This window comes from Ruminiclostridium cellobioparum subsp. termitidis CT1112 (assembly GCF_000350485.1).
Classification (GTDB): Bacteria; Bacillota; Clostridia; order Acetivibrionales; family DSM-1351; genus Ruminiclostridium; species Ruminiclostridium termitidis.
Map to the genome: position 1 here is coordinate 217,591 of NZ_AORV01000021.1, position 25,880 is coordinate 243,470.

Annotated in this window: 15 protein-coding genes, 1 tRNA gene, 1 pseudogene and 1 other annotated feature; of the genes and pseudogenes, 1 reads left to right on the forward strand and 16 read right to left on the reverse strand. The window is 40.6% G+C overall.

Annotation, left to right across the window (positions count from 1 at the left end; all coding sequences use genetic code 11):
* Positions 1-29 precede the first annotated feature (29 nt).
* The 15 genes and pseudogenes from CTER_RS05465 to ileS all read right to left on the reverse strand — a co-directional run bounded on the left by CTER_RS05465 (position 30) and on the right by ileS (position 23,231).
* Positions 30-5,555: a non-ribosomal peptide synthetase gene (locus CTER_RS05465; protein WP_040760364.1), complete on the reverse strand. Its 5,526-nt coding sequence runs from the start codon at positions 5,553-5,555 to the stop codon at positions 30-32.
* Between the two features lie 40 nt (positions 5,556-5,595).
* Entirely contained in the window at positions 5,596-9,027 is a 3,432-nt protein-coding gene (locus CTER_RS05470) for a non-ribosomal peptide synthetase (protein ID WP_004624121.1), read from the reverse strand.
* Positions 9,028-9,081: 54 nt separating this feature from the next.
* Positions 9,082-10,680, reverse strand: coding sequence for a (2,3-dihydroxybenzoyl)adenylate synthase (locus CTER_RS05475; RefSeq protein WP_004624301.1), 1,599 nt, complete (start codon positions 10,678-10,680; stop codon positions 9,082-9,084).
* Positions 10,681-10,727: 47 nt separating this feature from the next.
* Positions 10,728-11,480, reverse strand: a complete 753-nt coding sequence (locus tag CTER_RS05480) for a thioesterase II family protein (protein WP_004624302.1) — start codon at positions 11,478-11,480, stop codon at positions 10,728-10,730.
* Between the two features lie 329 nt (positions 11,481-11,809).
* Positions 11,810-12,859, reverse strand: a pseudogene (locus CTER_RS26785) (GNAT family N-acetyltransferase).
* Between the two features lie 432 nt (positions 12,860-13,291).
* A complete protein-coding gene (locus tag CTER_RS05495; protein ID WP_004624006.1) occupies positions 13,292-14,026 on the reverse strand; it encodes a Fic/DOC family protein in 735 nt (244 codons plus the stop codon).
* Positions 14,027-14,037: 11 nt separating this feature from the next.
* Positions 14,038-14,910: an antitoxin VbhA family protein gene (locus CTER_RS28715; RefSeq protein WP_004624043.1), complete on the reverse strand. Its 873-nt coding sequence runs from the start codon at positions 14,908-14,910 to the stop codon at positions 14,038-14,040.
* 139 nt (positions 14,911-15,049) lie between these two features.
* On the reverse strand, positions 15,050-16,342 hold the full coding sequence (locus CTER_RS05510; protein WP_004624194.1) for a hypothetical protein: 1,293 nt from the start codon (positions 16,340-16,342) through the stop codon (positions 15,050-15,052).
* Positions 16,343-16,497: 155 nt separating this feature from the next.
* Positions 16,498-16,875, reverse strand: a complete 378-nt coding sequence (locus CTER_RS05515) for a DUF4368 domain-containing protein (RefSeq protein WP_004624011.1) — start codon at positions 16,873-16,875, stop codon at positions 16,498-16,500.
* Between the two features lie 109 nt (positions 16,876-16,984).
* A tRNA-Thr gene (locus CTER_RS05520) sits at positions 16,985-17,059 on the reverse strand.
* A gap of 162 nt (positions 17,060-17,221) precedes the next feature.
* The gene (locus tag CTER_RS05525) at positions 17,222-18,037 is read right to left on the reverse strand and encodes a Cof-type HAD-IIB family hydrolase (RefSeq protein ID WP_004624076.1); all 816 of its coding nucleotides are present in this window, start codon (positions 18,035-18,037) and stop codon (positions 17,222-17,224) included.
* 152 nt (positions 18,038-18,189) lie between these two features.
* The gene (locus CTER_RS05530; protein WP_004624281.1) at positions 18,190-18,822 is read right to left on the reverse strand and encodes a TraR/DksA C4-type zinc finger protein; all 633 of its coding nucleotides are present in this window, start codon (positions 18,820-18,822) and stop codon (positions 18,190-18,192) included.
* Positions 18,823-18,842: 20 nt separating this feature from the next.
* The gene (locus CTER_RS05535) at positions 18,843-19,145 is read right to left on the reverse strand and encodes a DUF5665 domain-containing protein (RefSeq protein ID WP_004624084.1); all 303 of its coding nucleotides are present in this window, start codon (positions 19,143-19,145) and stop codon (positions 18,843-18,845) included.
* Between the two features lie 157 nt (positions 19,146-19,302).
* The gene (aroB, locus tag CTER_RS05540) at positions 19,303-20,382 is read right to left on the reverse strand and encodes a 3-dehydroquinate synthase (protein WP_040760410.1); all 1,080 of its coding nucleotides are present in this window, start codon (positions 20,380-20,382) and stop codon (positions 19,303-19,305) included.
* A gap of 59 nt (positions 20,383-20,441) precedes the next feature.
* Positions 20,442-23,231 carry an isoleucine--tRNA ligase gene (ileS, locus tag CTER_RS05545; protein ID WP_004624263.1) on the reverse strand — a complete coding sequence of 930 codons (2,790 nt, stop codon included), beginning with the start codon at positions 23,229-23,231 and terminating at the stop codon, positions 20,442-20,444.
* A 133-nt stretch (positions 23,232-23,364) separates the two neighbouring features.
* Positions 23,365-23,616 (reverse strand) — a binding site (T-box leader).
* Between the two features lie 206 nt (positions 23,617-23,822).
* On the opposite strand from ileS, the gene CTER_RS05550 reads away from it, so the two are divergent.
* The gene (locus tag CTER_RS05550) at positions 23,823-24,329 is read left to right on the forward strand and encodes a hypothetical protein (protein ID WP_004624056.1); all 507 of its coding nucleotides are present in this window, start codon (positions 23,823-23,825) and stop codon (positions 24,327-24,329) included.
* On the opposite strand, the gene pdxR is transcribed toward CTER_RS05550, so the two are convergent.
* Entirely contained in the window at positions 24,330-25,760 is a 1,431-nt protein-coding gene (gene pdxR / locus CTER_RS05555; protein ID WP_004624188.1) for a MocR-like pyridoxine biosynthesis transcription factor PdxR, read from the reverse strand.
* Between the last annotated feature and the right edge of the window lie 120 nt (positions 25,761-25,880).

The following is a 25,880-nucleotide window of genomic DNA, read 5'->3' on the forward strand; positions in this document are numbered from 1 at the left end:
TTATCCATTAAAGTTAACCCCTGTGTTTTTCACTGATATATAAAATCCAGAATCTTATCCATGTTCTTTTGCAGGTTAGGTTCAATAATACAGTCAAAATGCTGGCCAGAAATTATATCATACCTGAAATCCCCTTTTATATATGGCTTCCAGGTGTCGAAATCCTCTCCGAAAAATTCCCGGTAAAAGCTTGCTCCCTGCTGTTCACAGGAAAAGATCCTTACATTTCCGTAATAGGGTCTGGGCTGATGGCTTGCCACACAGCCAAAATTCTGTGCAAATATATGAAACAGCGTATTTAGCATTTTACGTTCATGTTCCATTAAATCCGTGTCGGCCCTGTCTATTGTGGCATATAGATTATTCAGTCTTTCGGAGATGGGTTTGCAGGATAATCTGCGGAATTCCTCGGCGACCTCTTCAAATTCACCCTGTAAATTGCATAATGCTTCGGCAGTAACTTCGCCATTGCCTTCCCGTACTATGTAATCTATGCACTTCTCCATGGTTTCTTCTCCCGTAGTATACCCGGCTTTATATTCGTTGGCATTGATGAGCTTTGCAAAGGTTCTTTCCAATAATAATTCATTCTCCAGGCTGGATTTTAAAGCCCTGTCATAAAGGCTGTCTGTCAGCCCTCTGAAGGCCGTATTATCCTTGCTCTTCTGAATGGTGGCACTGATCAATGTCACATCTGAAACCTTGAGCCCATGTTCCTTTAAATATTCGGCAGCTTCCAGAGCTATCACACCTCCTACACAGTGCCCCATCAATATGTAATTTGAATAGCCCAGCTGTTTCAAAATCCTGCCGTATTTTTTCCCCAGCAGCTTAAAGGTATCCTGTGTTTCCATGGAAACGTATTCGGCCTCATTTCCGAAGGAGAAGCCCAGTATGCTTTCATTTTCCCTGCTGTGCTTTTCGATATGGGAAAGTAAAGCCGTATATGCCGATAAGGTTCCGGTTCCGGCATGGAACAATACCTTTGCCACCGAATTTTCATTGGAGCAATTGCTGTTTTTTATCTGTATCAGGGAAGGATCAACAAAACTATCCTTCTCATTGTGAAACTTGTGGATTTTCAGGGCAAGCTCCCTGACTGTGGGTGTCTGCATCATTTCAGTCAGCAAGGCACTCCATTCCCAATCTTTGGCTTCTTCAATTTCTTCTACGGTCTTTCCCACCACCTGTGCTATTAAAAGAGAATCTCCGCCCACGTTATAGAAGTTGTCATCTCTTCCGATTGAGACTGCTTTCAGCTCCCTGCGCCATATTTCGGCTATCCGTTTCTCCAGGTCTGTTTCAGGCATTTCCTTTTCATCCGGCGAGGAATTACTTTCGCTATTCTCAATAAATGCCCTTATTTTTTTCATATCCACTTTCTTATTTTCAGTCAGCGGCAATGCCGGCAATATGATAATATTGCCAGGAACCATATATGAAGAGATTGTTTCGAGGAGATACTTCCTGACCTGGTTCTTTTCCAGCTTCTCATATTCGCTTCCGAATCTGGCAATATAAATTGTCTGACCGGACAAATCCAGCTTACTGTTCTTCTGCGGGAATTGATAAACTATCTCTCCATTATGCTTTTGAAGGATATTTTCCCACTGGTTTCTAGTAAAGAAAGTCTCTTCTTCCATACGTTCGTCTAAAAATCCGGTCAAACCATCCTTAAATTCCATGGAGGTGAGAAGCATATAACTCATCCGGGTTTCCTCCAGAATTATCATGCTTCCGTTTTCCACCAGCAGGTTCCGCAGATTTTCCATAACATAGTGCACATCTTTTGAATTGTGCAGTACATTTGCGCACAGGATCAAATCAAAGGAAAATGCATCATATCCCTGCAATGCAAATTCCTTGTTTATATCGAAAATCCCGTATTTTACCCAACCGTACTTTCCGAAGTTCTCCTGTGCCTTATTCAGAAAAAACGTCGATAGATCTGTAAAGTGGTATTCCACATTACAGCCGTCCAAAGCCGGGATCAGGTCGATTGAAGTTCCTCCCACTCCCGCTCCGACCTCAAGGATGCGGAATACCCTTTCAGGATTTTCCCCATTGGATTTTTTGCATAAATACAGGATCTCTTCATTTGCAATGCCATTGTGCATCCTGTTTATCTTATTGTCATGGTATGCTGCCATAGCAGGCTTTACATCTCCCTTTGGGAACAACAGGTTCAATGGATTTTCATTTCCCCGGATCATTTCAGGAAGTAAATCACTGGATTCCTTAAGATAGTCAAGAAATTCCCTGCTGTAATTAAAGGCTTCTTCTGTTTTATAGAAATCCTCCCATAAGGCATCTGAATCAAAATTATGTTCATTTTCAATCAGCATGTAAGCTTCATCCTGCTCTTTGATAATTTTCTCTTCCACTAAAACCTTCAGCCATCTTTTTGTTAATTTGTGGAGTTTCTCCGGAATATTCATTATCCGGGTTATATCATCAAACCGGTATGGCTGATGCAGCTCCTGAAATATTCCGCATTTTCCGAAAACATTATAAATATCACTTATGACCACAAGCTCCGACTTTCTGGTCCAGGTTTCCAACAGATCCTCATCTATGCTTCCGGCATAGGATTTTCCTGTTGAGTCAAGCAGTTGGATTTCTTCTTCATCTTTTGCCGTTTCTCTGTGTCCGCTCTTCCTTTTAGGTGATATTACCGCATTGATTTTTAATTCCTCTGTTGGGTTTCCCACTGTCAGGGTAACCGCTGAATCCACTGCGGGATACTCCATCAAAGCCGCTCTGATTTCAGCCAGTTCGATTCTGTGACCATGTATTTTTACCTGCTCATCTCCTGCTTCCCTGCCTTTGAAGATTATAATGCCATCTTTTCTGTAACAGCCCCTGTCTCCAGTTCTGTAGATCCTTTCTCCTGTTCCGGGCAGAATGCGATACTTTTCCGCATTCAGAACAGCATCATTCAAATATCCCGCAGACAGTCCGACACCGCCAATATATAGATTACCGTCCACATAATCGGGACAAGGCTGCAAATGTTCATTCAGTACATGGAATTCCTGATTGGCCATAGGCCTGCCATAGGGTACGCTTTTATCAAAGCTTTCATTATTTTTTATATCATAATATATGGACCAGATGGAGGCTTCGGTAGCGCCGCCCTTGCTGATTACCATGGTCTCGGGGAACAGACCGTACATCCTTTGAGGTAAGTTGGCAGGTATCCAGTCTCCCGACAATATGACCACATGTAAAAATGTGCTTTTTCTTATACCGTCTGCCGATTCCAGGTAATTTACTATCATCTGGGTTTGTGCCGGCACCGTATTCAGCACGCTTACTCTGTGAAGCAAAATCAAGTCGTATAAATACTTGGGATCTTTTATGTTTCCCGAATTGGGCAATACCAGAGTTCCCCCGACCAGAAAACAACCGAAAATATCAAACACCGACAGGTCAAAGGACAGGTTTGCCAGACCTAAAAATACATCTGCTTCACCGATGCCATAACGTTCATTCACATCAAAAATTGTATTCATGGCAGCTCTATGGGTAATTATCACTCCTTTGGGTTCGCCGGTGGTTCCTGATGTAAAAATGATATAGGCCGGACGGTCGTATTCCTTATCCGTTTCAAAGCACTCCAAACCGCCGTCGCACAATTTAATGCCCCTCACATTGACATTGTCACAGTCCTGCTGCAATTCAGGCTCTTCCCTTTCTGAGAGCAGCACTTTGATTCCGGCTGTATTTATGATTTTTTTCTTTCTTGCATCCGGCTGTTTCACATCAATGGGTACATACGTTGCTTTCATCAGCAAGGCAGCAATTACGGCTGCTACCTGCCATTCATTTTTATCAATATTTATACCTATTTTATCTCCCGGTTCAACAGCTTTGGCTTTTAAAACCTCCGCTACACTATATACATATCTGGATAATGCCCTGTATGTAAATTCACCGTCATCAGTTATTAGAGCCGTTTTATTGGGGAAAGTCTCAAGTGAATTCAAGAAGCCTTCCTCCATCATTTGAGGAGAAAAATACTTCCGGGTGTCATTGATACTATTTCTCACTTTTACCGTGCTTTGGGGCAAAACCACCGGATAGGTCTCTGAAAACACCTTTTCGGTATCACTGTAAATAGATGCTATCAAAGCGGAAAAACTCTCGAACATATCATCTATCATATGCTCTTCAAAAACTCCCTCTCTGACATCCCAATTTATTTTTGCGCCCCCGTTTTCGTCCGATACCTGACAATCGATGTATACCTGGGGCGTCTGGCTTATTTTATATTCAACTGTCCTTCTGACTGTAGCGTCATCTTCATTTGCAATACCTACAGTACTTGTAAAAACAACCGGAATGATTATATTCTTTTTTCTTTCCTTTGTCAGTCTTCTTAATACTTCCACACCCGAGAGCGCATTGTGTTGCAAATCGGCCCAAAGGTCTTCCTGTATTGTTTTGACCCTTTCGATGAAAGGCTTTTTAAAATCAAGATTAACCGATAAAACATTTACATCGGTGAAATCCCCGACTACTTTATTGATATCCTCAACAACCCGGGGTCTGTTAAAAAATGTGGTATTTATGCAAAACTTGTGATTTGAAGACCAGAGGGACACCACCTCGGCCAGCGCAGACATCACAAGCACCGAAGGGGTAATGCTGTTATTTTTTGCAACATTACAAAACCTCTTCCACTCTTCTCCATCCAAAAAAATTTTTTTCTGAAAAAATTCATGCCCTTTTAAATTTGCTTTTTTAAGTGCCGGAAGCTCAGGCGCTTCTCCCATCTGCGGCAGTTTACTGTCCCAATAGGTCACGGCATTTTGCCGTTCCTTATTATTTGAAAGCTTGATATTATTCTGGTACATTATAATATCCCTGTATAAAGTCGAAGGTACCATGGGCAATTCCGGATTTCTGTAAAACTCCTCCAGATCGTTTAAAATGATGTTCATACTTAAAAAATCCGCAATGAGCATATCCAGGGAAAAGTGAACAACACTTCTATCTCCCTCCATGCTGACAGCTATGTCGCACATTGGCCATTCCCCCAGTTTATACTGCTTATTTGCCAGATATGTCCTCAATTCCTCTTTCTCTCTTTGATTATTTTCATGCTTTTCACGTAAATTTATGGAAGAAATTTTTATATGAGGAACTGTTTCCTGCACAATTTGCCAGCCTGCCTCATATATTACCGCACGGAGCATGTCATGTTTCCGGATCACTTTATTCCAGGCGGTTTCAAGCTTATTAATATCCAGAATTTCATCAAACACCACTTCCAGATATCCGTGGCAGGCCACTCCGCCCAATTCATACATATTATTTCTGCCGATAACGTAAGAATTCTGAATATCGGTCAGCGGGAATTTTTCAAACCTTGCCGCAGTATTATCTGTAAATAAAACATTATTTTTTTCATCCAGATATTTTAAAAGTTCTGTCTTATTATTTTTTAAAAGGCTTCTGATCTCTTCAGTTACTGCGCCTTTTGGAGCTTTGAACTTTATTGCTCCGTCTTGGTTCCAGATAACGATTTCTTTCTCCAGCAATTCCTCTATTAATTTTTAATATCCATCTTTCATCTCCTTGTAAAAGAATTTAAATCACTTCTACTTCAAAATCATTGTTCAATTTATCAATTTCCAATGCAAAGGCTTGTATAGTAGGAGCTTTAAACAATATTCTTACCGAAATATTAAAAGGAACATTCACTATAGCTTCGGTCCTGGTTACTATTGCAACTGCCTTTAAGCTGTCTCCTCCCAGCTTGAAAAAATTATCAAATCTTGACAGCTTCTCTTTGTTTAAAACCTCTCCCCATATTTTTCCGATTTCAACCTCCAATGGATTTTGAGGCGGAACAAAAATATTCAAATCCTTTTGTTCCTTCAAAATCCTGTGAATTTCCTTCTTATCAGGTTTCCCGTTCTCCAGCAACGGCACTTTATCCGAAAAATAATATTTTTCAGGTATCATATGGCCCGGCAGATATTTTTCCAGGGCACTTTTTAATTCCTCCGGTCCCAGCCCGGCTTTTTCTTTTAAAACGATATATGCTGATAACTGCCTGCCTCCCTGCTCTTCTGTAACACACACCATAGAATCGGAAACAGACGGATTTTTCTCCAGAGCACTTTCGATTTCTCCAAGTTCTATCCTATAACCCTTTATCTTGACCTGATTGTCCTTTCTTCCCAAAAATTCAATGGTACCATCCTTCCATATCTTTCCGGTATCACCGGTTTTATACCATTTGATGGAGTCTGTAATAAATTTCCTTTCGGTCAGTTCTTTATCCCCCCTGTAGCCTTTGGCAACTCCCGCACCGCCTATCCATAACTCTCCCTGTACATAATGGGGGCATATGCGCCCAAAATCGTCCATTACTCTATACACCTGATTTTCAAGTGCTTTTCCATAAGGAATGGATACCCAGTTTTCAGGAATTTCCCTGGGTACAATCAAATAATTTGACCAGATAGACGCTTCGGTAGCTCCTCCCATAGCAGCAACAATGGAATTTTCACTTCTGTTGTAAAATCTTGAAGGCAGATCAAGTGCTATCCAATCTCCTGAAAGCATTGAAACTCTTATATTAATTTTTCTTTCTTTCGCTTCGGCCATGGTAACCAGCATGTCAAAAAGCACAGGAACCGAATTCCAGATGCTTATGTTATATTTATCTATCAGAGCAAGCCACAAGGCAGGGTCCCTGTAGCCGGCTTCATCCAATACAACCAGGCTGCCGCCGGCTGCAAGCATTCCAAACACATCATATACCGACAAATCAAAATCAATTGCAGAAACCATGAGAACCGTATCTTCCTGGGTTATTCCATATTTCCGGTTGATGTCATCTATTGTATTGACAGCACTTTCATGGCAGATTTCAACACCCTTTGGTACGCCGGTACTTCCGGATGTCATTATTACATAGGCACTTTCTTTGGGCGAAACCGGGACCGGTTTCTTCATGGATATTTTTTCTTCAGCCTCATCCATGTTTATTGTCCGGATTTCTTCTCCGGACAACTGGCAGTTATGTATTGTTTCGGTATTTGTAACAATATGATCTATTCCTATTTGTTCATATATTTTCTTTCTCCTGTCTTCAGGCTGGTTCACTCCAATGGGAACATAAACTCCGCCGGAAAACAATATTCCAAGCATTGCATATATCTGTTCACATCCTCGCGGAAGTGTTATTCCAACATAATCTCCCGGTTTAATCCCTCCTTTTACCAATAGATCGGCAATAGCCATAGCTCTATGATATAATTCACCATAAGTGATTTCTTTTTGTGTAATTCCATCAATAACAGCAACACTTTCAGGTTGCTTTTCAGCATTTGCCAGAAAATCAGTTATCAGCAATTTGCCGGGATATTTCAGAGGAAGGATTTTATCAAGTTCGGCTTTACTTTGTTCAATCTGTTTTCCCGGCAGTACGTCAAAAACAGTATTCCAGTTATCATTTCCGGACATTGTATTGATAAGCCCCACAAGCGCGTTAAACATATCATCCAGCAAACCGACGGGATATAATTCATCCACCGCATCCCAGCACAAAATAAGTGAGCCTTCTTTGATATAAGTTTGAAAATCAAGCCATACCTGCGGTGTTTGGGATACCATATAGCTTATATCCCCAAAAACCCTCCTGGATAAATCCGTTTCAAGAGGAGTGTCTATATTGCAGGCAAAAACCACAGGAGCTACAAATCCCGTACTGCCCATTGCCTTGAACATATCCCTTTGCACATTTACTCCCGAATAACCGCAGTGAGCTACATTCTCCAAAAATGTGTCCCTGATTCTATTCATAGTGTCCAGAAAGGCTTCACCGCCCTTTCTTTTAAACTCCACCAAAAGGAGATTTGTAAAGTCGGCAACCATGCTCCTTATTTCCTCATTTTCGGTATTGCGGTCAAATAAAGGTATATTAATCAGAAAAGAATCCTGATTGCACCACCGTTCCAGGATCAATGCATAGCAGGTAAGCAAAAACATTGACGGGGTGGATTTATGTTTGGCCGATATCCGTTTGATTTCACTCCAGGTTTCCTTGTCTATAACACTCTTCCTTCTGCTGAATCTTGTTTTTGACACAAGTTCAGGCTTTTTTGCCAGAGGGATATTGGGTATTTCAACCAACCACTGTGACATTTTCTTTTCCCAGAACTTTTTATCCTCGTTAAGTTCCTTATCATTTATGTCCTTCTTCCTGTTTTCCATATAGTCCTGAAAGGTATATTGGACTTTTGGAATGAATTCTTTTCCCTCATATGCCTGGGCCAGATCACGAATAATGATGCTAAGGCTGGCTACGTCGGCCACAAGCAGGTCCAAATCAAGAAAAAGCCTTGTTTTTCCCTCAGGCAAAAGTGCCAGGGAAATCCCCGCAACTTCTCCCGCTTCAACTTTTAATTTCCGGTGTGACAATACATTTCTGAGAGCAATGAGCTCTTTTTGGGCAGCAGCCTGGGACAGACTGCTTAAATTGAATATCCCGATCTCTCTGGAATACGGTGAAGGCATTATAATTTGTTTTCCTGTTGCCAAAAATCTTGCTCTTAACATTGGATGATAATTCTGAATGGTATTCCAGGCCGCTTTCAGTTTCCGGCAGTCAACATTTTCTCCGTCTATCTCCAGATATGCATGACAACCCACTCCCCCCAGAGGCTGTTCGTCTTCTCTTCCCACAAAATATGCATATTGCACATCGGTCAAATCAAATTCACTGTTTTTATTTACCTTTACAGTTCCCTGGCTTTTATTACTTTGCCTTATGTCAGAGGCATGTATCAATTCAGTCCATTCACCGAGAGTAGGCTTTTCAATCAAGCCTGAGAACGGTATCCTGAGACCATATTTTCTGAGATTATTTGAAACCTGCATTATCATGATGGAACTTAAACCTGCCTCTATTAAATTCCTGTTTTCATCAAGCTCAGAAAGAGACAGCATTTCCAGAACTTTTTTATGTATAAAATCAACAACTTCCGTTTTTAAATTATTATTTTCCATTTTCCAAAGCCTCTCCTTTACCTTTTCTCCATTAGTGGCCTGCAACACCTAAATTCACAGGTTGCCATCGGCAAGTTCTCTCAATTTATTTCTATCTATTTTTCCAACTCCCGTAAGGGGCCAGCTGTTCACAAAAACAATCTGATCCGGCAGTTTGAAGGCGGCCACATCCCTGTCGATCAAATAGTTTCTGATATCCTTCAAGGTCATTCTTTTTGTATCATCCAATATAAATGCGCAAATTCTTTCTCCCAGCAGTTTATCTTTAATACCCACTACCTGAACCTCTTCTATGAGCTCATTTTTCAAAAGCAATTCTTCTATTTCCGACGGAGTTATCTTTTCCCCCGCTCTGTTGATCATTTCGGTCAATCTTCCGGCAACCTGATAATTGCCGTCTTTTAATCTTCTCGCCTTATCCCCGGTTTTAAAATAGCACTCCTCAGATATGCAAACCTTGTTAACTTCTTCGAGATTGTAATAACCATAAATTGTATAGGGACCTCTTACAATCAGTTCTCCATATTCTCCGTCGGGTACTTCTTCTCCCTTTTCATCTACAATTAAGACTTCATCATATTGGGATATGGGCCTTCCCTGTGTATGGTATCTGGCGTAATCGCTGTCATTTAAACCTGTACAGCATATGAGCCCTTCTGCTATTCCGAATATCTGCTGCAACTTGCAATTGAAGGTTTTCTCCACCTTTTCGGCCAGGTACGGGTCAAGTACTGATCCGCCCACGTGGATCACCTCCAGAGACGATAAATCATACTCCTCACCCAGTTCCAGAAATTCAATGCACATACTTGCCATTGCAGGCACAAGTCCCGTTATTGTCACTCTTTCTTCCTCGATTAAAGGAATTATTTCATCGGGGCTTGTAACATTGCATATGACTATCTTTCCGCCGGCACTTAAGGTTCCCATCACCCCCGGACAACCTAACGGAAAATTATGTGCCATGGGAAGTGCTGCCAGGTATACGGAATTTTGAGATAGCTTACACCTCTCCGCTGTTTGTTTTGCCACATATATATAGTCGGTATGCCGGCGAGGAATGAGCTTGGGAACTCCGGTCGTCCCTCCCGAAAGCAGGAATAAACCCACCTCTGCATGATCCATAGCCACGGTTTCGTACAATTCTCTGTCTGCTTTCAGTTCCTTTAATGATGTAAATTCATCATTATGTCCTATCACTATTATTTTCAAATCCATTTCCGGTTTATTAACAATTTCCCTTGCCATTTCCTTATAATCAAAACCCAGATATTTGTCTTTAATGATATAGCCCCTGGCACCTGACTTTTCCATTATCCCTTTTATTTCTGTTTTTCTTTGAGCAGGCAGTGCCATAACCGGAATGATACCTGCTTTGAAAAGAGCAAAAATTATCACAATGAACTCAATGGAATTGGGAATTTGCAAAACAACTTTATCTCCCTTTTTAAAACCATAACACCGAAAACCCTGTGCGATTTTCCCGGACTCAATTTCCAGCTGTCCATAGGTCAGCTGCCTTCCGTTTTCGGTGACAGCTGTATTGTCCCGGTACTGCTGACTCCATAAAGACAGCGCCTGACCCAATGCAACGGGTTCCCAGACATTTTCCCTGTAGAATTGTTCCAGTTTGTTTTTTGTCTGCATATTCATGGACTTATCCTCCCGTATATTGAAATACTCCTTTTTTGGCTGCCAACTTATGTATTATTACATTTCTGTTTATTTACAAAATCCTTTATTGAATCTATTGCCATTGCCCTGTATGTATGAATAAACATATGTGCGCCTTCCACGCTTTTATAGGTGAATTCCTTATTTGTATATTCCCTCCAGGTTAGGAGTTCTTCCAGTGTTAATTCCGGATCGGCTGCTCCCATTAATGCCAATACGGAATAATTTATTTTTTCCGCCGTTTCTCTATGGTAGGTTTCATCCATTTTGAAATCGGCTCTTAACATAGGCATAAATACATCCATTAATGACCTTGTTCCCAATATCTCTTTTGGCGTTCCTGAAAATCTGCTTATTTCCCTGATGAAGTTAGCAGTGTCTAACTCATGTATAGGATTTTTCTCTTTGAAGCAGGGTGCTTTACCGGCCGATATAATGACTCCTTTTGGCTGATAGGGCAAATTACTTTTTTGGATAAGTAATGCTAATTCATATGCAACCTTTGTTCCCAGGCTATGGCCGAATAAAAAGTACGGAATACCGTCACTGATTAAAGGTTTTATATCATTGAAAACTTCTTTTACCAGCAAATCCAGATCGTCAACAGGCTCCTCTTTTATCCGGTTCTCTCTTCCCGGATATTGAGCTGCCAAAATTTCAGTGTCATCAAATTCATCCTGCCAATTTTTAAAAGCAGAAGCGCCTCCACCCGCATATGGAAATATAAAAATTTTATTCGCTTTCGGCTGCTCACAGGAAGCAGCAAAGTATCGGCTCATCGTAAACACCTCGGTTCATCATAATTATCATCAACCGCTTTTTCCATAGTTTGTCACTAAAACACCGTTTCATTACAGCTAAAAAAATAATACCTTTAGGTTAATTACTTTTATTATTTGTTTTAGCATAATTAAGCGATATTTTACGGTTATTCCAATTCAGTTAGCTATTGCTAACTGCTGATATTGTATCATCAATGAAACAGCATTTCAATAGATTTATATAAATATTTTTCTCATATTAGTTAAAATTAGTAAATCATGCCGATTATCTTTAGTGAAGATCGATAGTAGAAATTTTACGTAAGCTATACTATCTGCTCTTGACTTCATTGACAATATATTTCCCAAACCTGAAATATCCTGGCAGCTTTATGGCATTGATTTGATACACCAAATTCAGGATCGTAATATAATCCTTTATAGAATACTCCCCAGTGACCATAGCCAGGCAGCTTCATTCTGATTATGCACAAATCGGGCAAAGGCTTTTCAAGGTCATATTTAACCGATTTGGGAGCATATCTGATACCATAATAATCCAATGCTTTTTTTAAGTCCTGTTTATTTGTTCCCTTGTCTGTTCCGATTACCTCTATGACTTCGTCCACAGATACGTCAGCCAGCATAGCTATACAGGACTGCCCACATAAATAACCTGTAGGTTCTTTTATATAATTTATTTTGTTAATTTTTCTTATGGGATTCTCAAGACTGTAAGGACTTCCCTTGACCTGCCTGGTTTGCTTTTGTAAATTACCGCTTCTTGGCGTTGGTTTCCTACTGTACTTGTCTATTCCGTCGGCATTGATACACTCAAAACTCATTCCCGATATATTAAATAATTCAATAAAGTCTTCTCGAGTCAGATAGTAACATGCCTTTGCATTAGGGTTATCCTGGCTATGTTTCGGATATATGCCGCGGAATTTGAATTTGCATTTCTCTATAACTCTTTTGGAACGCTGGTTAAAAACCTTATGTGAAACAGTCATAACGTCGCATTTTAAGCCTATAAAAGCATACTGCATTATCTTCTGTACCGCTTCTGCGGCGATCCCCTAACCCCAGTATTCCTCTGCAAGCAAATACCCAAAGTCAAAGCATAAGTTTAAATTTTTAAATGCAACTTTGCTCATGCCAATAGAACCGATTATTTGTGGAAATGTATCTGCTTTTAATGCAATTGCCCACTCGTCGGCCTCTCTTCGAATAAAACTGCCTATTTTATCCTTTGCCTTTTTTTCGCTGTCAATCAAGTTCCAACCACCCGCAGAATTTATAATACGCTCACTTGATGCAAAAGCAAGCATATATTTTGCATATTCTACTTTCCACGGAAGAAGAATAAGACGATTTGTTTCCAATGTCAGAAGCATATTTTTTTCCTCCAGCTAACAATCCTAAGCATTTATAATCTTTTATAATACATACCATTACCAATATTTCTTTTTCCGTCATCAATAGCTGCAATTCGGCAATGCTGGAGAGTATGAGTAAGTTCTGTTTTTGCCAGGTCTCTGTTAGTATCTGCCAAAACCAGCGCAAATTGATTGAAGTTGTTGTTTTGAAATCGGTTTGCCTATCAGTTTATTGTTTCGCATGGCTCATTTCTCTGCGAGAAACGCACTCATACTCAACAGGCTTAAAGCCCATATAAATTAATGATAAGCAGACAGCTTACCCATATCATTTGTTACATATGCATAAAAAAATCCTTAGAACCATTGCAATTCTGAGGATTTAACTTCATTGGAACTGGTAGTCGGAATCGAACCGACAACCGCTGGTTGTTCGTAAGGTAGTATACATTATTTTTCCTTTTCCTCGTCGTCAGCCCGGTATTCATGCGCTACCGGCTTGTAATCTGTCTTATACTTCTCAGATTTCTCACCTTGAGGAAGTGATTCCTCTTGGTCTAAATCGTCCTTGTATTCGATTGCCTCTGTACAGATGGCGTCCAGAAGGATTTTTTCAAGGTGTTCATATTCCGAATATTGTCCGAGGCTGGCCATCACAAAGGCATTGCGAACATATCCGGCACTGGCAGCCAAAAGCTCTTTATCAAAGTAATAATCGTAATGCTCAACGAAAAAAGTCATCAGCATTACGATGGTTCGCGTATTCCCTTCGCGGAAGGGATGAGCCTGCCATAGTGCAGGGAACAGCCGGGCAATCTGTACAGCGAACTCTTCACGGCTAAGGCGGCCCCATTGAACTTTTTTAATTGCTTTCCATGCCGAGTCCAAATCCTTTTTGATATTGTCGGAATCAGCATACCAAACGCTTATCCCTGCTAACAAAGGTTCTCGCTTTTGGATGTTTATAGTCCGGAATTTTCCCGACCAATCGTATACATCTTCAAACAGAACCTTATGAATTGTCTTTATTCCCTGTGTAGAAAAGTCATCAAATCCTTGCTCATAAAGCAGCATCATGTTGGCTTGTGATAGTTCCGCTTCGGCAATATCCAATTCCTTCTCGTCATGGATATTAAATAAATTGCGCAAAACAGAGCTGTCTTTATAAAGATACGGATCATTCATAAACAACCCCCTTAGCTTTGTTTATGCTTTGCTATAAGGGTGGCTTTCATTTCCGCGCCTGAAATCTCTCCCCGTGCCCACTTAGCTGAGAGCGTTTTAGCTTGAGAGGAGACAGGGACGCCTTCTATTTTATTCACAGCGTTGGCAAGCTTTACTGCTGCCAGACGACGAGCATGCAATTCCGGAGACATAGAATCAACTCCTTTTACAGTATTATTATACCACAAATCGCTGGCGAATTGCGGTTTTTTTGTATTTTGCTCCACCAGTATATCAACCAGAATGAGAAGCGTCTTTTTCGAATAAAAACGTCTGGCATATGTCAGCACAACAATAGGGTCTAATTTATTTTTTGCTGCGAAGCTGTGTAGTATTGCTTTAGGATTCGCCGCATCAACAGACGCCTCCGGCAAGTCGCTGATGACATCGAGGAACTGCAGATAGCGGAAATTTCCGGCGTTGACTGTAACAACCGGCTTCCTGACAATGATGAATCTGTCATCTACATTTTTATGATAGGCATTGGTGGCTATCTCACGTTTCGTGGGGACAAGCGTTGTCAATCCTATTTTGTTCATGAGAGAAAAACCTGTCTCATAGCCGATGATTTCATTGCCGCGGCAGGTAAGGAGCTGTGCTTCAAGTAGTTCTTCTCTTGGACGAGCCTTGCCGAAGGCCGTTTGTTTGGCACGATAATAAACGCCTTTTTGAAAACGCTCAATCAAGCCCCTGTCTGCTAGGCGTTTCAAGGTGACGTTGATAATCGGTTTAGCCTTATATTCTTCAGCCATTGCTTCGGCTATGACGTCAGTCTGAAATGCCTGACCATACGGGATGTCGGCTATTTTATTCGTGATAAACTCACCGTAAGTGAGACGCTCCATAAACAAGAACTCCTTTCTTGTGTTATTATAATGTGCATTTTTTATTGGTATTATTGACGCTATAATAACATATTATGTGCAGAAACTCAATCCGTGATCACGTGCCTTCATTTTGCAGACAGCATTTACTACTCTATCATTATTGCATATTGGATCCTTCGTGCAAATAGTAGTATTTACCCTCTTTAATAACAATCTGAACGTCCTTATCATATATATCTTCAGGCTCATTGGAAATTAACTGGCTTTGCGTTGTTTGAGCATCTATTTTTTTCCCTAATCCATCCTCAAGCCCCTTATAATTCAAATCATCATCAATTAAGCCGGGTATTGCAGCAAAGAACCCTTCAATACCTTTTCTGCTTCTTCGGTTCTTATTTACATCAATGCCATGTGACTCCACTTGTCTTTTATGCCATTCTTCTAATGACAACCGTATCTGATTTGATTGTTGCAGATATGTGTTAAATATTGAATAGCTCATCTCATTCGAGTTTTCGCCTTTACCAAGTAAATATGTCAGCTTACTGATTTCTTCTAATACTGTCATCAATATTTGTTGATATTCGAGCAAAATCTTGAAGTCATCAACCTTTTCTTGATATTCCCTGTAATCTGGCTTTTGATTTTTCTTTATTATATCATCCATGGATAAATTAACCTGTTGAAGTAATTGAGTTCCTTCTTTTTTAAAATCATCCAAAGCGTGCAGTTTCCGATTCCGCAAATCATCACTTTCCAGAATTTCTGAACTAAAATTAGATATTTCTCCTACCAAAGCAATTAATGATAGAATCCGGCTTTTAAATTCTCGCTCTTGAAAATCACTAATCTTATTTACACTCTTCTTCAAAGTTTCAATCTTAGAATTAATTTCTGACATATAGTATTGACCAACAACCAATGAGCCAACATTCATTACATTTGCAACACCATTAGCTATCTTGGTAGCCTTGGAAATTTTCGCAGGGTCTACTTTGACTAAATTTGCTTGCCCTTTAATTCCTTTTGCCCCCCGATAAAAGCCTCGCACAGCCCCTTCCATTTGTTTGGATTCTGCGAGTGTAGCGCCACTGGGAATAACCGCCTTGTATAATTCAACATTTTTAAGTGCTTTGTTTGTAATTGTTTTTGCTGCAGTTTCCACTGCAGCTGGAATTGTTTGTGAAATTCGAGCAATAACTGTACGGTCAGTAATTTCAAATAGACTCTTTTCTTCAATTTTAATCGTCGCAGGCAGTCGTTCTATCGGTATGGTTATTTCACCTTGCACACTTTCTACCTCAAGCGTCTCGGGAGTGATGGAAGCAGATTTTTCAGGGCATAGAACATCATTGCCATTGAAAATAGCTTTTCTTCTTAAATAAATTGTTAAGACAACAATCAAAGCAATGACTATTATAGCAAATATTAATACCAGAAAATAATCCACGAATCCACCTCCGTATATAAAATAAATTACCTCGCTGCGAAGTAATTTAAGTAGTCCAAGATTAAAACCCATCGATTTCGAGGGGTTTTAATCTTGGAAGGTTCTGATATTTAGATTTATTATACTAAGATATTCCTCCATTCACAATCCGGATTCTATCCCGCAAACTCTTTCGCCACTCCTCTGGCTTCTGCTATCAGCACATCATCAATTTCAACATCCTTCGCCATTACCATGACCATCGGCAGCCCAAACATCTCTTTCATCTCCACATACCCGATGAATTTATAATGGATATCCACCCGCTGGCTTTTGCTGCCGTCAGGATTGTCCGTCTTTTCATATACAACAATTTTCTGTATCAGTTCATTTAGAATGTGCGTATTGAGTTCATTGATATCAGTATACTTCTGTATAATCGGCAGGAATTTATCGATGTTTTCATACGCCGACTCAGCGCGGGTAATCAGTTCGGTGAGATGATTCCGCCGCTCCTTAAGTCCTGACTGTTCTTCCTCATAGCCTTTAGACATGACTTAGCGTTGATGGTTGGATACGAAACTCACATTAGCACTTGTCACTTTACTCGTTACGAATGAGCAACAAAAAACGTGTAGCTATTGAAACTGCACGTTTTTTCATTGGAGCTGGTAGTCGGAATCGAACCGACAACCTGCGGTTTACGATACCGCTGCTCTGCCTTTGAGCCACACCAGCATATATGTGAGGACGGGACTTACATTCCCGGTTTTATATATTAAATGGTTTTAAAAATGCCACCTAATCTTATCAGCAATCACAGACGTGATGATTAAGAATCACCAATCTGAATCAAACAAATTTATATTAACATGAAATTCCTATTAATTCAATTCTAAATTATAATCCGGGAATTATTTTATGGATAATTTCATAAATGGCATGGCAGTCATTACTGACAGTAATCATATCAGCTACCATTTTGACGTCTTCACTGGCATTTTCCACTGCTATCCCCACATCAGCCAACTTTATCATTTCAATATCATTATCATAATCTCCCACTGCTATTATGGTTTTGTCCCTGAAATGCTCCAATTTTCTCATGCTATGTAATGCCGAGCCCTTTGAAATACCCTTCTTTAGAATTTCCAGATAAAATTCGAAAGAAAAAACATTATCAAAACTTACACTTAGCCCGAATTTTTCCAAAGCACTTCTAGCTTCCAGAAGTTTGTCACGCTTATCATTCAGTATCAATTTAAACCAATTGTTTTTCAGCATCTCTTTTAATTCCGAGCTGATAAACGGCTGTTCTTCCCGTAACACATATTCATCCACATTGCTTTCAGGAGAAACCGTATACATTCCCTCGGGAGTAAATATTTCAACCACCATTTGATCAAAGGTGTCCAGACAATAATTTATGTAATCAACCAGAAGTTCCTTTTCAAGATACTCCGCTCCGAGGATCCTCTCACTATGGAAATCATAAACAGCGGCGCCGTTGTAAAGAATGCATGGACCATTGAGTTCCAGGTTCTTTATAAAGGGTCTTGTATTTTGAATTGTTCTCCCGGTGGCTATGGCAAAGCGCCCGCCTTGTTCAGTGAAATAATTGATTGCTGCCAGGTTCTGTTTTGAAATTACATGTTGTGAATTAATCAGTGTACCATCCAGATCACTAATAATCAGGTATTTGCTATAATCTTTCATCCGTACCTCATATGTATAATTTTCTAGGAATATTACCATTATAACAGCTTTGAGCCATAGAAGCAAAATCCTTTAAAAGTACGCGCCTGAAATTGCAGATAGATGGATCACTTATGATGAAATGCACTGATTTCAGGCGCGTACTTTATAGATTACGGAAGCTGGTCCTTGTACTGCTGATTGGAAATCTTGTCTATTTCCTCTACAATCCCCTGGTTGTCCAGCTCATTTGTATAATATTCTTCAAAATCGGCATATCCTCCCATATCCTGAGGTGAATCCGATGAACCGTATTTCAAAACATCGTTCAGAATATCAATACCCTCAAATTCATCATCCTCCTGTTTATTAAGATACTTTCTTCCGAAAGGAGAATCAAATATTTCACCATACTGCTGATCGGCAGTATTTATTTCTTTAGCTTCAAGATTCATTTCACATTCGTAGCACAGGCCTGCACTGGGCTTTGCGTTAAGTCTTCCGAAATCTATCTCCCTTTGGCAATGCTCGCATATTCCATAGGTGCCATTGTCAATTTTTTTCAGCGCTTTTTGAATATCATTCAGCTTTGTCTGTTCATGAACCTTCAGTGCCATATTCAACTCAAGTATATACAGCTCAGTTCCGTGGTCTGCAGGATGATTGTCGTAATTGGACAGCTCTGTTGGATAATGTTCGCTCATATCTGCATCACCGTTTTCATGCATTGTTTTGATTGTATTTATCATTTGCTTTTCCTGTTCTTTAAGTTTTCCCTTTAATTGGTCCAATCTATATTTTTCCATATGGCCGCCTCCCTAATATTTTATCTGACGTTGCGCATACTGCTTTGGACTATCTTTACAATTTCACTTATAAACTCTCCAATATAAGGTAGATTATATTGAACTATTTTATTCAGTACATAAATGGCCACGGCGCCTAAAAGTGTAAAACCTATTGCAATACCAAAGCCCCTTGCCATTCCGCTTATAAAGTTAGCCCATAGCATCTTCCTGGGATGCTCCAGAAAATAAACATAATCAACAAATTTCATTTTTTCCATTTTCAAGGACATTTCGTCGATTTTTTTATTCAAAGAATCGAGAAGTTGATTATTGTTTGACATCTGCAAGACTAACTCCTTTCTTTTGTCATTTCTTATAACATTATGTTTGTTTAGTTTTACTTTATTTATACCTTGGGTAAAAATAACTAATGCATAACAAAAAAACAACCGGAAAACTTTTCCGGCTGTTTTAAAATTCCAACTTGTGTATATATATTTATTTAGCAAGATCGAATAATACTTTTTTCAGCAATCCGGTATCCTCTATGGTACACTGGAATACTTCCCCTATTTTCCTCGGAAGTATGAATTTCAGCTTGTTGTCCTTCACCTTTTTATCATAGAATATCTGATCAAAAACCCTGTCAACATCCATACCCGGAAGCGATACGGGAAGTTCCAGCTTCACAAGCATTGCCTTGACCTGATCTACAACCGACTCCGGCAGAATATCCATATACCTTGACAGTTTGAAAGCTCCCACCATACCTATGGCAACACATTCACCATGCAGAAGTTCGAAATTCCGGGCAGTTTCAATAGCGTGACCTATTGTGTGGCCTAAATTCAAAACAGCTCTCAGGTCGTCCTCCTTCTCATCCTGTTCAACGACACTGCCTTTTATTGACACGTTTCTTTTTGCCAGAAACTGAAGGACATTTTCGTCAAAAGCAAAGATTTTTTGAGCGTTATAGTTCAGATATTCGCAGAACTCTTCATCCATAATAAAACCATGTTTGATTACCTCTGCCAGCCCTGCCGAAACTTCACGCTTCGGAAGTGTTTTTATGGTATTGACGTTCATATATACCAGCTTTGGCTGATAGAAAGCTCCAACGGCATTTTTGTGTCCGTCGAAATCGACCCCGGTCTTGCCCCCGACACTGCTGTCGGCCTGTGACAGCAATGTCGTAGGAATCTGGATGAAATTGATGCCCCTCATGTATGTAGCGGCGGCAAAGCCTGATATATCTCCGACCACGCCCCCTCCCAAAGCAACCAGTGAGCTGCTTCTATCCAGTTTGTATTCTATCAGCTTTTTATATATTCCGTAAACGGCGTCAATAGTCTTGTGCTCTTCGCCGGGAACAAGCACGTGCTTGTATACTTCAAACCCGCTTTCTTCAAGTCTGCTGATACATTCCTCCGAATGAAATCCGTCCACGTTTTCGTCGGTGACAATCATTACTTTTTTACCGGTTCTCAAGGATAAAACAGCTTTGCCCAATTCATCGAAATTTGTTGTTATACAAATCGGATAGCTTCTTTCCTTTAAGTTAATAGTATGTCTAATCATTTTACACTCCATGTCCCATATGTACGGGGCCAGGTATACCCGGCCCTGTATCTGATGCATTAATCAATTACTTCCGAACATCTCCTGCAAAGTGTGGGATGCTTTTCATCTTTGCCTACATATTCACTGTACATCCAGCATCTTTCACATTTTTCCCCGGTCGCCTGCTCTACAGCAATTTTTATGCCTGGCATTTCTTCACCGTTCTGAACCTCTGCAGGTGCTTCCTGGAGCTTTTTGAGCTCGACATCGGAAATTATGAATATTGTTACCAGGTCGGCTTCGATGCTCTTTATGAAATCGTAATCGGCTCCATCGGCAAATATTGTCACTTTGGCATTCAGGGAGTGCCCGATTATCTTGTTGGCCCTTGAGACTTCAAGCGCCTTTGAAACATCCGAACGAAGGGCAAGTATCCTATCCCACTTTTCAGCCAAAGCAGTATCTATATATTTTTCATTGACTTCAGGCCAGCTGTTGAACTGAATGCTTTCAATATCATCACCTGCTCTGTGCGGCATAAACTGCCATATTTCCTCTGTTGTGAATGCCAATACGGGAGTGAGCATCCTTACCAGAGCCTGGAGTATTTCGTACATTACTGTCTGCGCAGCTCTTCTTTCCTTTGAATCCGCCTTTGATGTGTAAAGTCTGTCCTTTATTATATCCAGATAGAAATTACTCATGTCAACAACACAGAAATTGTGTATTGCATGGAACATCATATGGAATTCATATGAGCTGTAGGCATCGTTAACCTTTCTGATCAGGTTTGACATCTTGTACAGCGCCCACCTGTCAAGCTCGTTCATCTCGCTGTAGTCAACTCTGTCGGTGTCCGGGTTGAAGCCGTTAATATTACCCAGGATGTATCTTGCAGTATTCCTGATTTTCCTGTAAACTTCCGAGAGCTGCTTCAACAAGTCCTTTGATATCTTTATATCAGTGGTGTAATCGGAGGAAGCAACCCAAAGCCTTAATATGTCGGCACCGTATTCCTTTATTACATCAGCCGGGTCGATACCGTTACCCAGTGATTTTGACATCTTTCTCTTTTCTTCATCTATAACATAGCCGTGAGTCAGAACCTTCCTGTAAGGTGCGCCTCCTCTTGTAGCCACAGATGTCAGCAATGATGACTGGAACCAGCCGCGGTGCTGATCACTGCCTTCCAGGTACAAGTCTGCAGGCCATGCCAATTCATCTCTTTCCTCCAATACTGCCGCGTGGCTGGAGCCGCTGTCGAACCAAACATCCATGATATCGGTCTCTTTTGTAAACTCCCCATGTCCGCAGGAGCATTTGGTATCCTTCGGCAAAATTTCAGATGCCTCAAGTGCATACCATGCATTTGACCCCTTTTCTCTGAAGAGATCAGCAACAGCTTTGATACTTTCGTCGGTTATCAATTCCTTGCCGCAGTCTTTACAGTAGAATATGGGAATAGGTACTCCCCAGATTCTCTGTCTTGAAATACACCAGTCTCCTCTGTCCTTAACCATATTGGTTATTCTTTCCTGTCCCCATTCAGGAACCCATTTGACAGTCTTTATGGCCTCAAGAGCATCGTCCCTGAAGCTGTCTATTGATGCAAACCACTGTTCGGTTGCACGGAAGATGATGGGCTCTTTACATCTCCAGCAGTGTGGGTACTGGTGGGATATTTTTTCAGAGGCCAGAAGCCTTCCGTCCTGTGTCAGTCTCTCTATGATGGCGGAATTTGACTTTTCATAATACAAGCCTGCAAACGGTCCCGCTTCCTTTGTCAGGTAACCTTTGCTGTCAACAGGCACCACTGTGGGTATCTTGTATTTCTGACAGACGATAAAGTCCTCGGCACCGTGTCCCGGAGCTGTGTGAACGCAGCCTGTACCGGCTTCAAGAGTTACGTGGTCACCTAATATGACCAGTGAATCCCTGTCCAGGAAAGGATGCTTGCACACTATTCCTTCGAGGTCCTTACCCCGGTATTTGGCCACAGTCTCATATTCAGCTATGCCGGCCGCTTTCATGGTATTTTCAACCAGTTCGGTTGCAAAAACGTAATATTCGCCGTTTGCTTTAACTATGGAATACTCAAAATTTTCATTCAGACATATTGCAAGGTTTGCAGGCAGTGTCCATGTGGTAGTGGTCCATATTACAAAGTTGATCTTGTCCTTATCGGCCACTCCGCCAAACAGTCCCTTATCATCCTTGACCTGAAATTTAACGTATATTGACAGGGTCGTGTCGTCGGCATATTCGATTTCGGCTTCTGCCAGGGCGGTTTCGCAGTCAGGGCACCAGTAAACAGGCTTCAGCCCCTTGTATATATGCCCTTTTTTGCACATTTCTCCGAAAACCTCTATCTGTCTGGCTTCGAATTCAGGCTTTAAGGTGATATATGGATTTTCCCAGTCAGCTCTCACTCCGAGGCGTTTGAAGGCATTCCTCTGGATGTCCAGGTATTTCATTGCAAACCCTTCGCAGGCTTCTCTGAACACCACAGGGCCCACCTCATGCCTCTTGAGACCCAATTCCTTTATTGCTCTCTGCTCTATGGGAAGTCCGTGTGTATCCCAGCCCGGCACATACGGAGTATAGTAGCCTGCCATGCTGTGGTATTTAACAACAATATCCTTTAATATTTTATTTAAAGAAGTACCCAGATGGATTCCGCCGTTTGCATAAGGCGGCCCGTCATGCAATATAAAAGCAGGTCTTCCCTTAGCCTTTTCAAGCTGTTTATGATAAATATCCATCTCTTCCCATTTATTCAGGAATTCAGGTTCTCTCTGCGGCAGATTTGCTCTCATTGGAAAGTCTGTCTGCGGCAAATTCAAGGTCTTTCCGTAATCTTCTGACATTTACAATACCTCCAAATTTAATTATTGATTTCATAGTTTATTTAACCGTGCTGATGCTTCGGTGTTCAAACAGAAGCAAATTGGTTTCCTGACAATAATAAAGCCCCGTTCCCAAAGCCAATAAAGTTGGCTCTTAAGGGACGAGGCTGTTTTCGCGGTACCACCCAATTTATTTTGTCACATACTAATAATCCTGACATAAAAATTAAAACGTGACAATAATCACTTCATTCTATAACGGCTCGTCACCGGCACACCTTACCTACGTTTCATTCAGGCTGCAACTCATGGATGATTTTCAAAAGCTTGAACCTGTGAACTCCCACCAAATGTTCACTCTCTTTGAAGCCAATTGCCTTCTACTCTTTCCAGTCATCATATTTATAATATTATTTTATTTACCCGCCGATTTATTGTCCATAGTCAATAAAACCGACTTTGTAGTTTATAAATTATCATACATCAACAGAAAATATTCGTCAAGGCCAAAGCTATGCTTTTTATGTGCTTTTTTATATGTTTTTATTTATTGTAACACACCCGACATTCGGCTAATATCCTGTAGTATGATTAAAATGTGTTGTGTGATATATGGATTATAATTATCAGGATATTCTAAACAAAATTAAAAACGGTGAATACAGACTTATTGGTTTGGGCTCCTGCAGGCGAGTGTTCAACATGAATAACGGGTATGTCGTAAAAATGGCCAAAGATATCCGTGGTATAGAGCAAAACAAAACCGAATACGATATTTATAGCAGCAGTAACTCCCGGCTTTTTGCCGAAATACCCTATATTTCTGAGGACAACAGGCTTCTGGTCATGGCCCGTGCAAAAAGGATCAGGAAAATGAGAACAGTTTATTCCTACTATAAAGTTAATAATATTAATTCATTGTTAAAAGTAAATAACCTCCATGCAGATTTAAAAAATAATGATCTGGGTACTGGAGATTTGCGGCGTGCATCCAGTTGGGGCTTTATTAACGGAACCCCAGTTATAATTGATTATGGCCTTACACATAACCTGTTCAGAAAATATTATAAGGGGAACCTGATTCTAAAGAAGAAATTCCCCCCATTACTCTACACGTAATTACATAATGTCAACAGCAGGTATTGTATCATCCAGACACTTTTCCAAAATTGCCATACCGCACCTTATTTCTTCAATGTTTGAGGATGCAAAGCTCAATCTGAGGCTTCTGTCCTTACTTTTATTATCCAGTTCGTAAAAAACTCCCGAGGGTATCAGCACCAATCCGTTTGCCCTGCATTCATTATAAATGTCCTGTGCTGAAAGCTTCTTTGGCAGGCTGATCCAGAAATACAACCCTCCGTTAGGCCTGTGATATTTAACTCCCAGCTTCTCCAATCTCTCAAGCTGGGCCAGCATGAATTCATATTTTCCCCTGTATATTTCTTTCATGTACTGGAGGTGCTCCTCCCATTTTCCTGTTCTGAAATACAGATCCAAAGCCCTCTGTATAAGACCGGATGACGATAGGTCAGTGTTATGCTTGATTTTGGTAAAATCCTTCACCAAAACATCGGGAATTATCATACACCCCGCTCTCAATCCCGGCATAAGTATTTTGGAAAAGCTCTTCAAATAAATTACGCAGGTATTCTCTTTATCCAGGCACTTTAATGTCGTCAACTCCCCATTGTCAAAATTAAGTTCTGACATGGAATCGTCTTCAACCGCATAAATATTATACTTCCTGATCAACTGTAGGACCTGGTTCAATTTCTGGCGGCTGTAGCTTACTGTTGTGGGATTTTGGTAACAGGTCATGAGGTATATGAGCCTGGGCTTGCATATTCTGATCTTTTTCTCAAGATCAATCAAATCAATGCCATCCTCCTCCATGTTGACCCCCACCACACGGGCGCCCCTTGATTTGAATACGGCAACGGCACCGTCGTAAGTGGGATTCTCAGTAACGACATAATCTCCAGGATTTAACAATGCCTTTCCCACAAGGTCAATTCCCTGCTGTGCCCCCGAGACTATCAGCACATTTTCCTCATTTGCCGCTCTGATATTATACTTCCTTGCGAGATACTCAAGAATGGAGTTTCTCAAAGGAATAAACCCATTGCTCTCCTGATATCCGAAGGCAAAACCCCTGTCTCTTTCAAGAACTTCGATTATGCATTCCTTGAAGGATTCTGCCGGAAAAATGGATGGATGCGGCGTAGCACTGGCAAAATTTATTGTATCTGGTGCAATTGACATTCCAAGATCGCCGGAGGAAAGGGTATCTTCCTTCTGCATTTTTATGTTTGATACAAAATAACCGCTTCCCTTTTTGGCAGTGACGTATTTATGGATTTCCAGCTGCTTGTATGCATTTACAACTGTAATATTGTTTACATTCAGGCTCCGGGACAGATTCCGGACGGTTGGAAGCCTCTCTCCGGGGTTCAATTGGCCTCCGCTTATCAATTTTTTTATATGTTCGAATAGCTGTAAATACTTTGGTTGTTTATCATTATTAAATTGTATCGTTACAATACTCATTTTGCCTCCGCCATTTGATTAAATATATTGACTTATCAGTTCCATTATGTAAGAATATACAAAATTTAAATAGAATTTACCTAAATTGTTTCGATACAATTTAGTATAATAAAAATTCTT

Excerpts from the sequence above, each read along its gene's own strand:
- CTER_RS05470 (WP_004624121.1), bottom strand. The coding sequence starts at position 9,027 with ATGGAAAATAATAATTTAAAAACGGAAGTTGTTGATTTTATACATAAA.
- CTER_RS05475 (WP_004624301.1), bottom strand. The coding sequence starts at position 10,680 with ATGAATATGCAGACAAAAAACAAACTGGAACAATTCTACAGGGAAAAT.
- CTER_RS05480 (WP_004624302.1), bottom strand. The coding sequence starts at position 11,480 with ATGAGCCGATACTTTGCTGCTTCCTGTGAGCAGCCGAAAGCGAATAAA.
- CTER_RS05495 (WP_004624006.1), bottom strand. The coding sequence starts at position 14,026 with ATGAATGATCCGTATCTTTATAAAGACAGCTCTGTTTTGCGCAATTTA.
- CTER_RS28715 (WP_004624043.1), bottom strand. The coding sequence starts at position 14,910 with ATGGAGCGTCTCACTTACGGTGAGTTTATCACGAATAAAATAGCCGAC.
- CTER_RS05515 (WP_004624011.1), bottom strand. The coding sequence starts at position 16,875 with ATGTCTAAAGGCTATGAGGAAGAACAGTCAGGACTTAAGGAGCGGCGG.
- CTER_RS05525 (WP_004624076.1), bottom strand. The coding sequence starts at position 18,037 with ATGAAAGATTATAGCAAATACCTGATTATTAGTGATCTGGATGGTACA.
- CTER_RS05530 (WP_004624281.1), bottom strand. The coding sequence starts at position 18,822 with ATGGAAAAATATAGATTGGACCAATTAAAGGGAAAACTTAAAGAACAG.
- CTER_RS05535 (WP_004624084.1), bottom strand. The coding sequence starts at position 19,145 with ATGTCAAACAATAATCAACTTCTCGATTCTTTGAATAAAAAAATCGAC.
- aroB (WP_040760410.1), bottom strand. The coding sequence starts at position 20,382 with ATGATTAGACATACTATTAACTTAAAGGAAAGAAGCTATCCGATTTGT.
- ileS (WP_004624263.1), bottom strand. The coding sequence starts at position 23,231 with ATGTCAGAAGATTACGGAAAGACCTTGAATTTGCCGCAGACAGACTTT.
- CTER_RS05550 (WP_004624056.1), top strand. The coding sequence starts at position 23,823 with ATGGATTATAATTATCAGGATATTCTAAACAAAATTAAAAACGGTGAA.
- pdxR (WP_004624188.1), bottom strand. The coding sequence starts at position 25,760 with ATGAGTATTGTAACGATACAATTTAATAATGATAAACAACCAAAGTAT.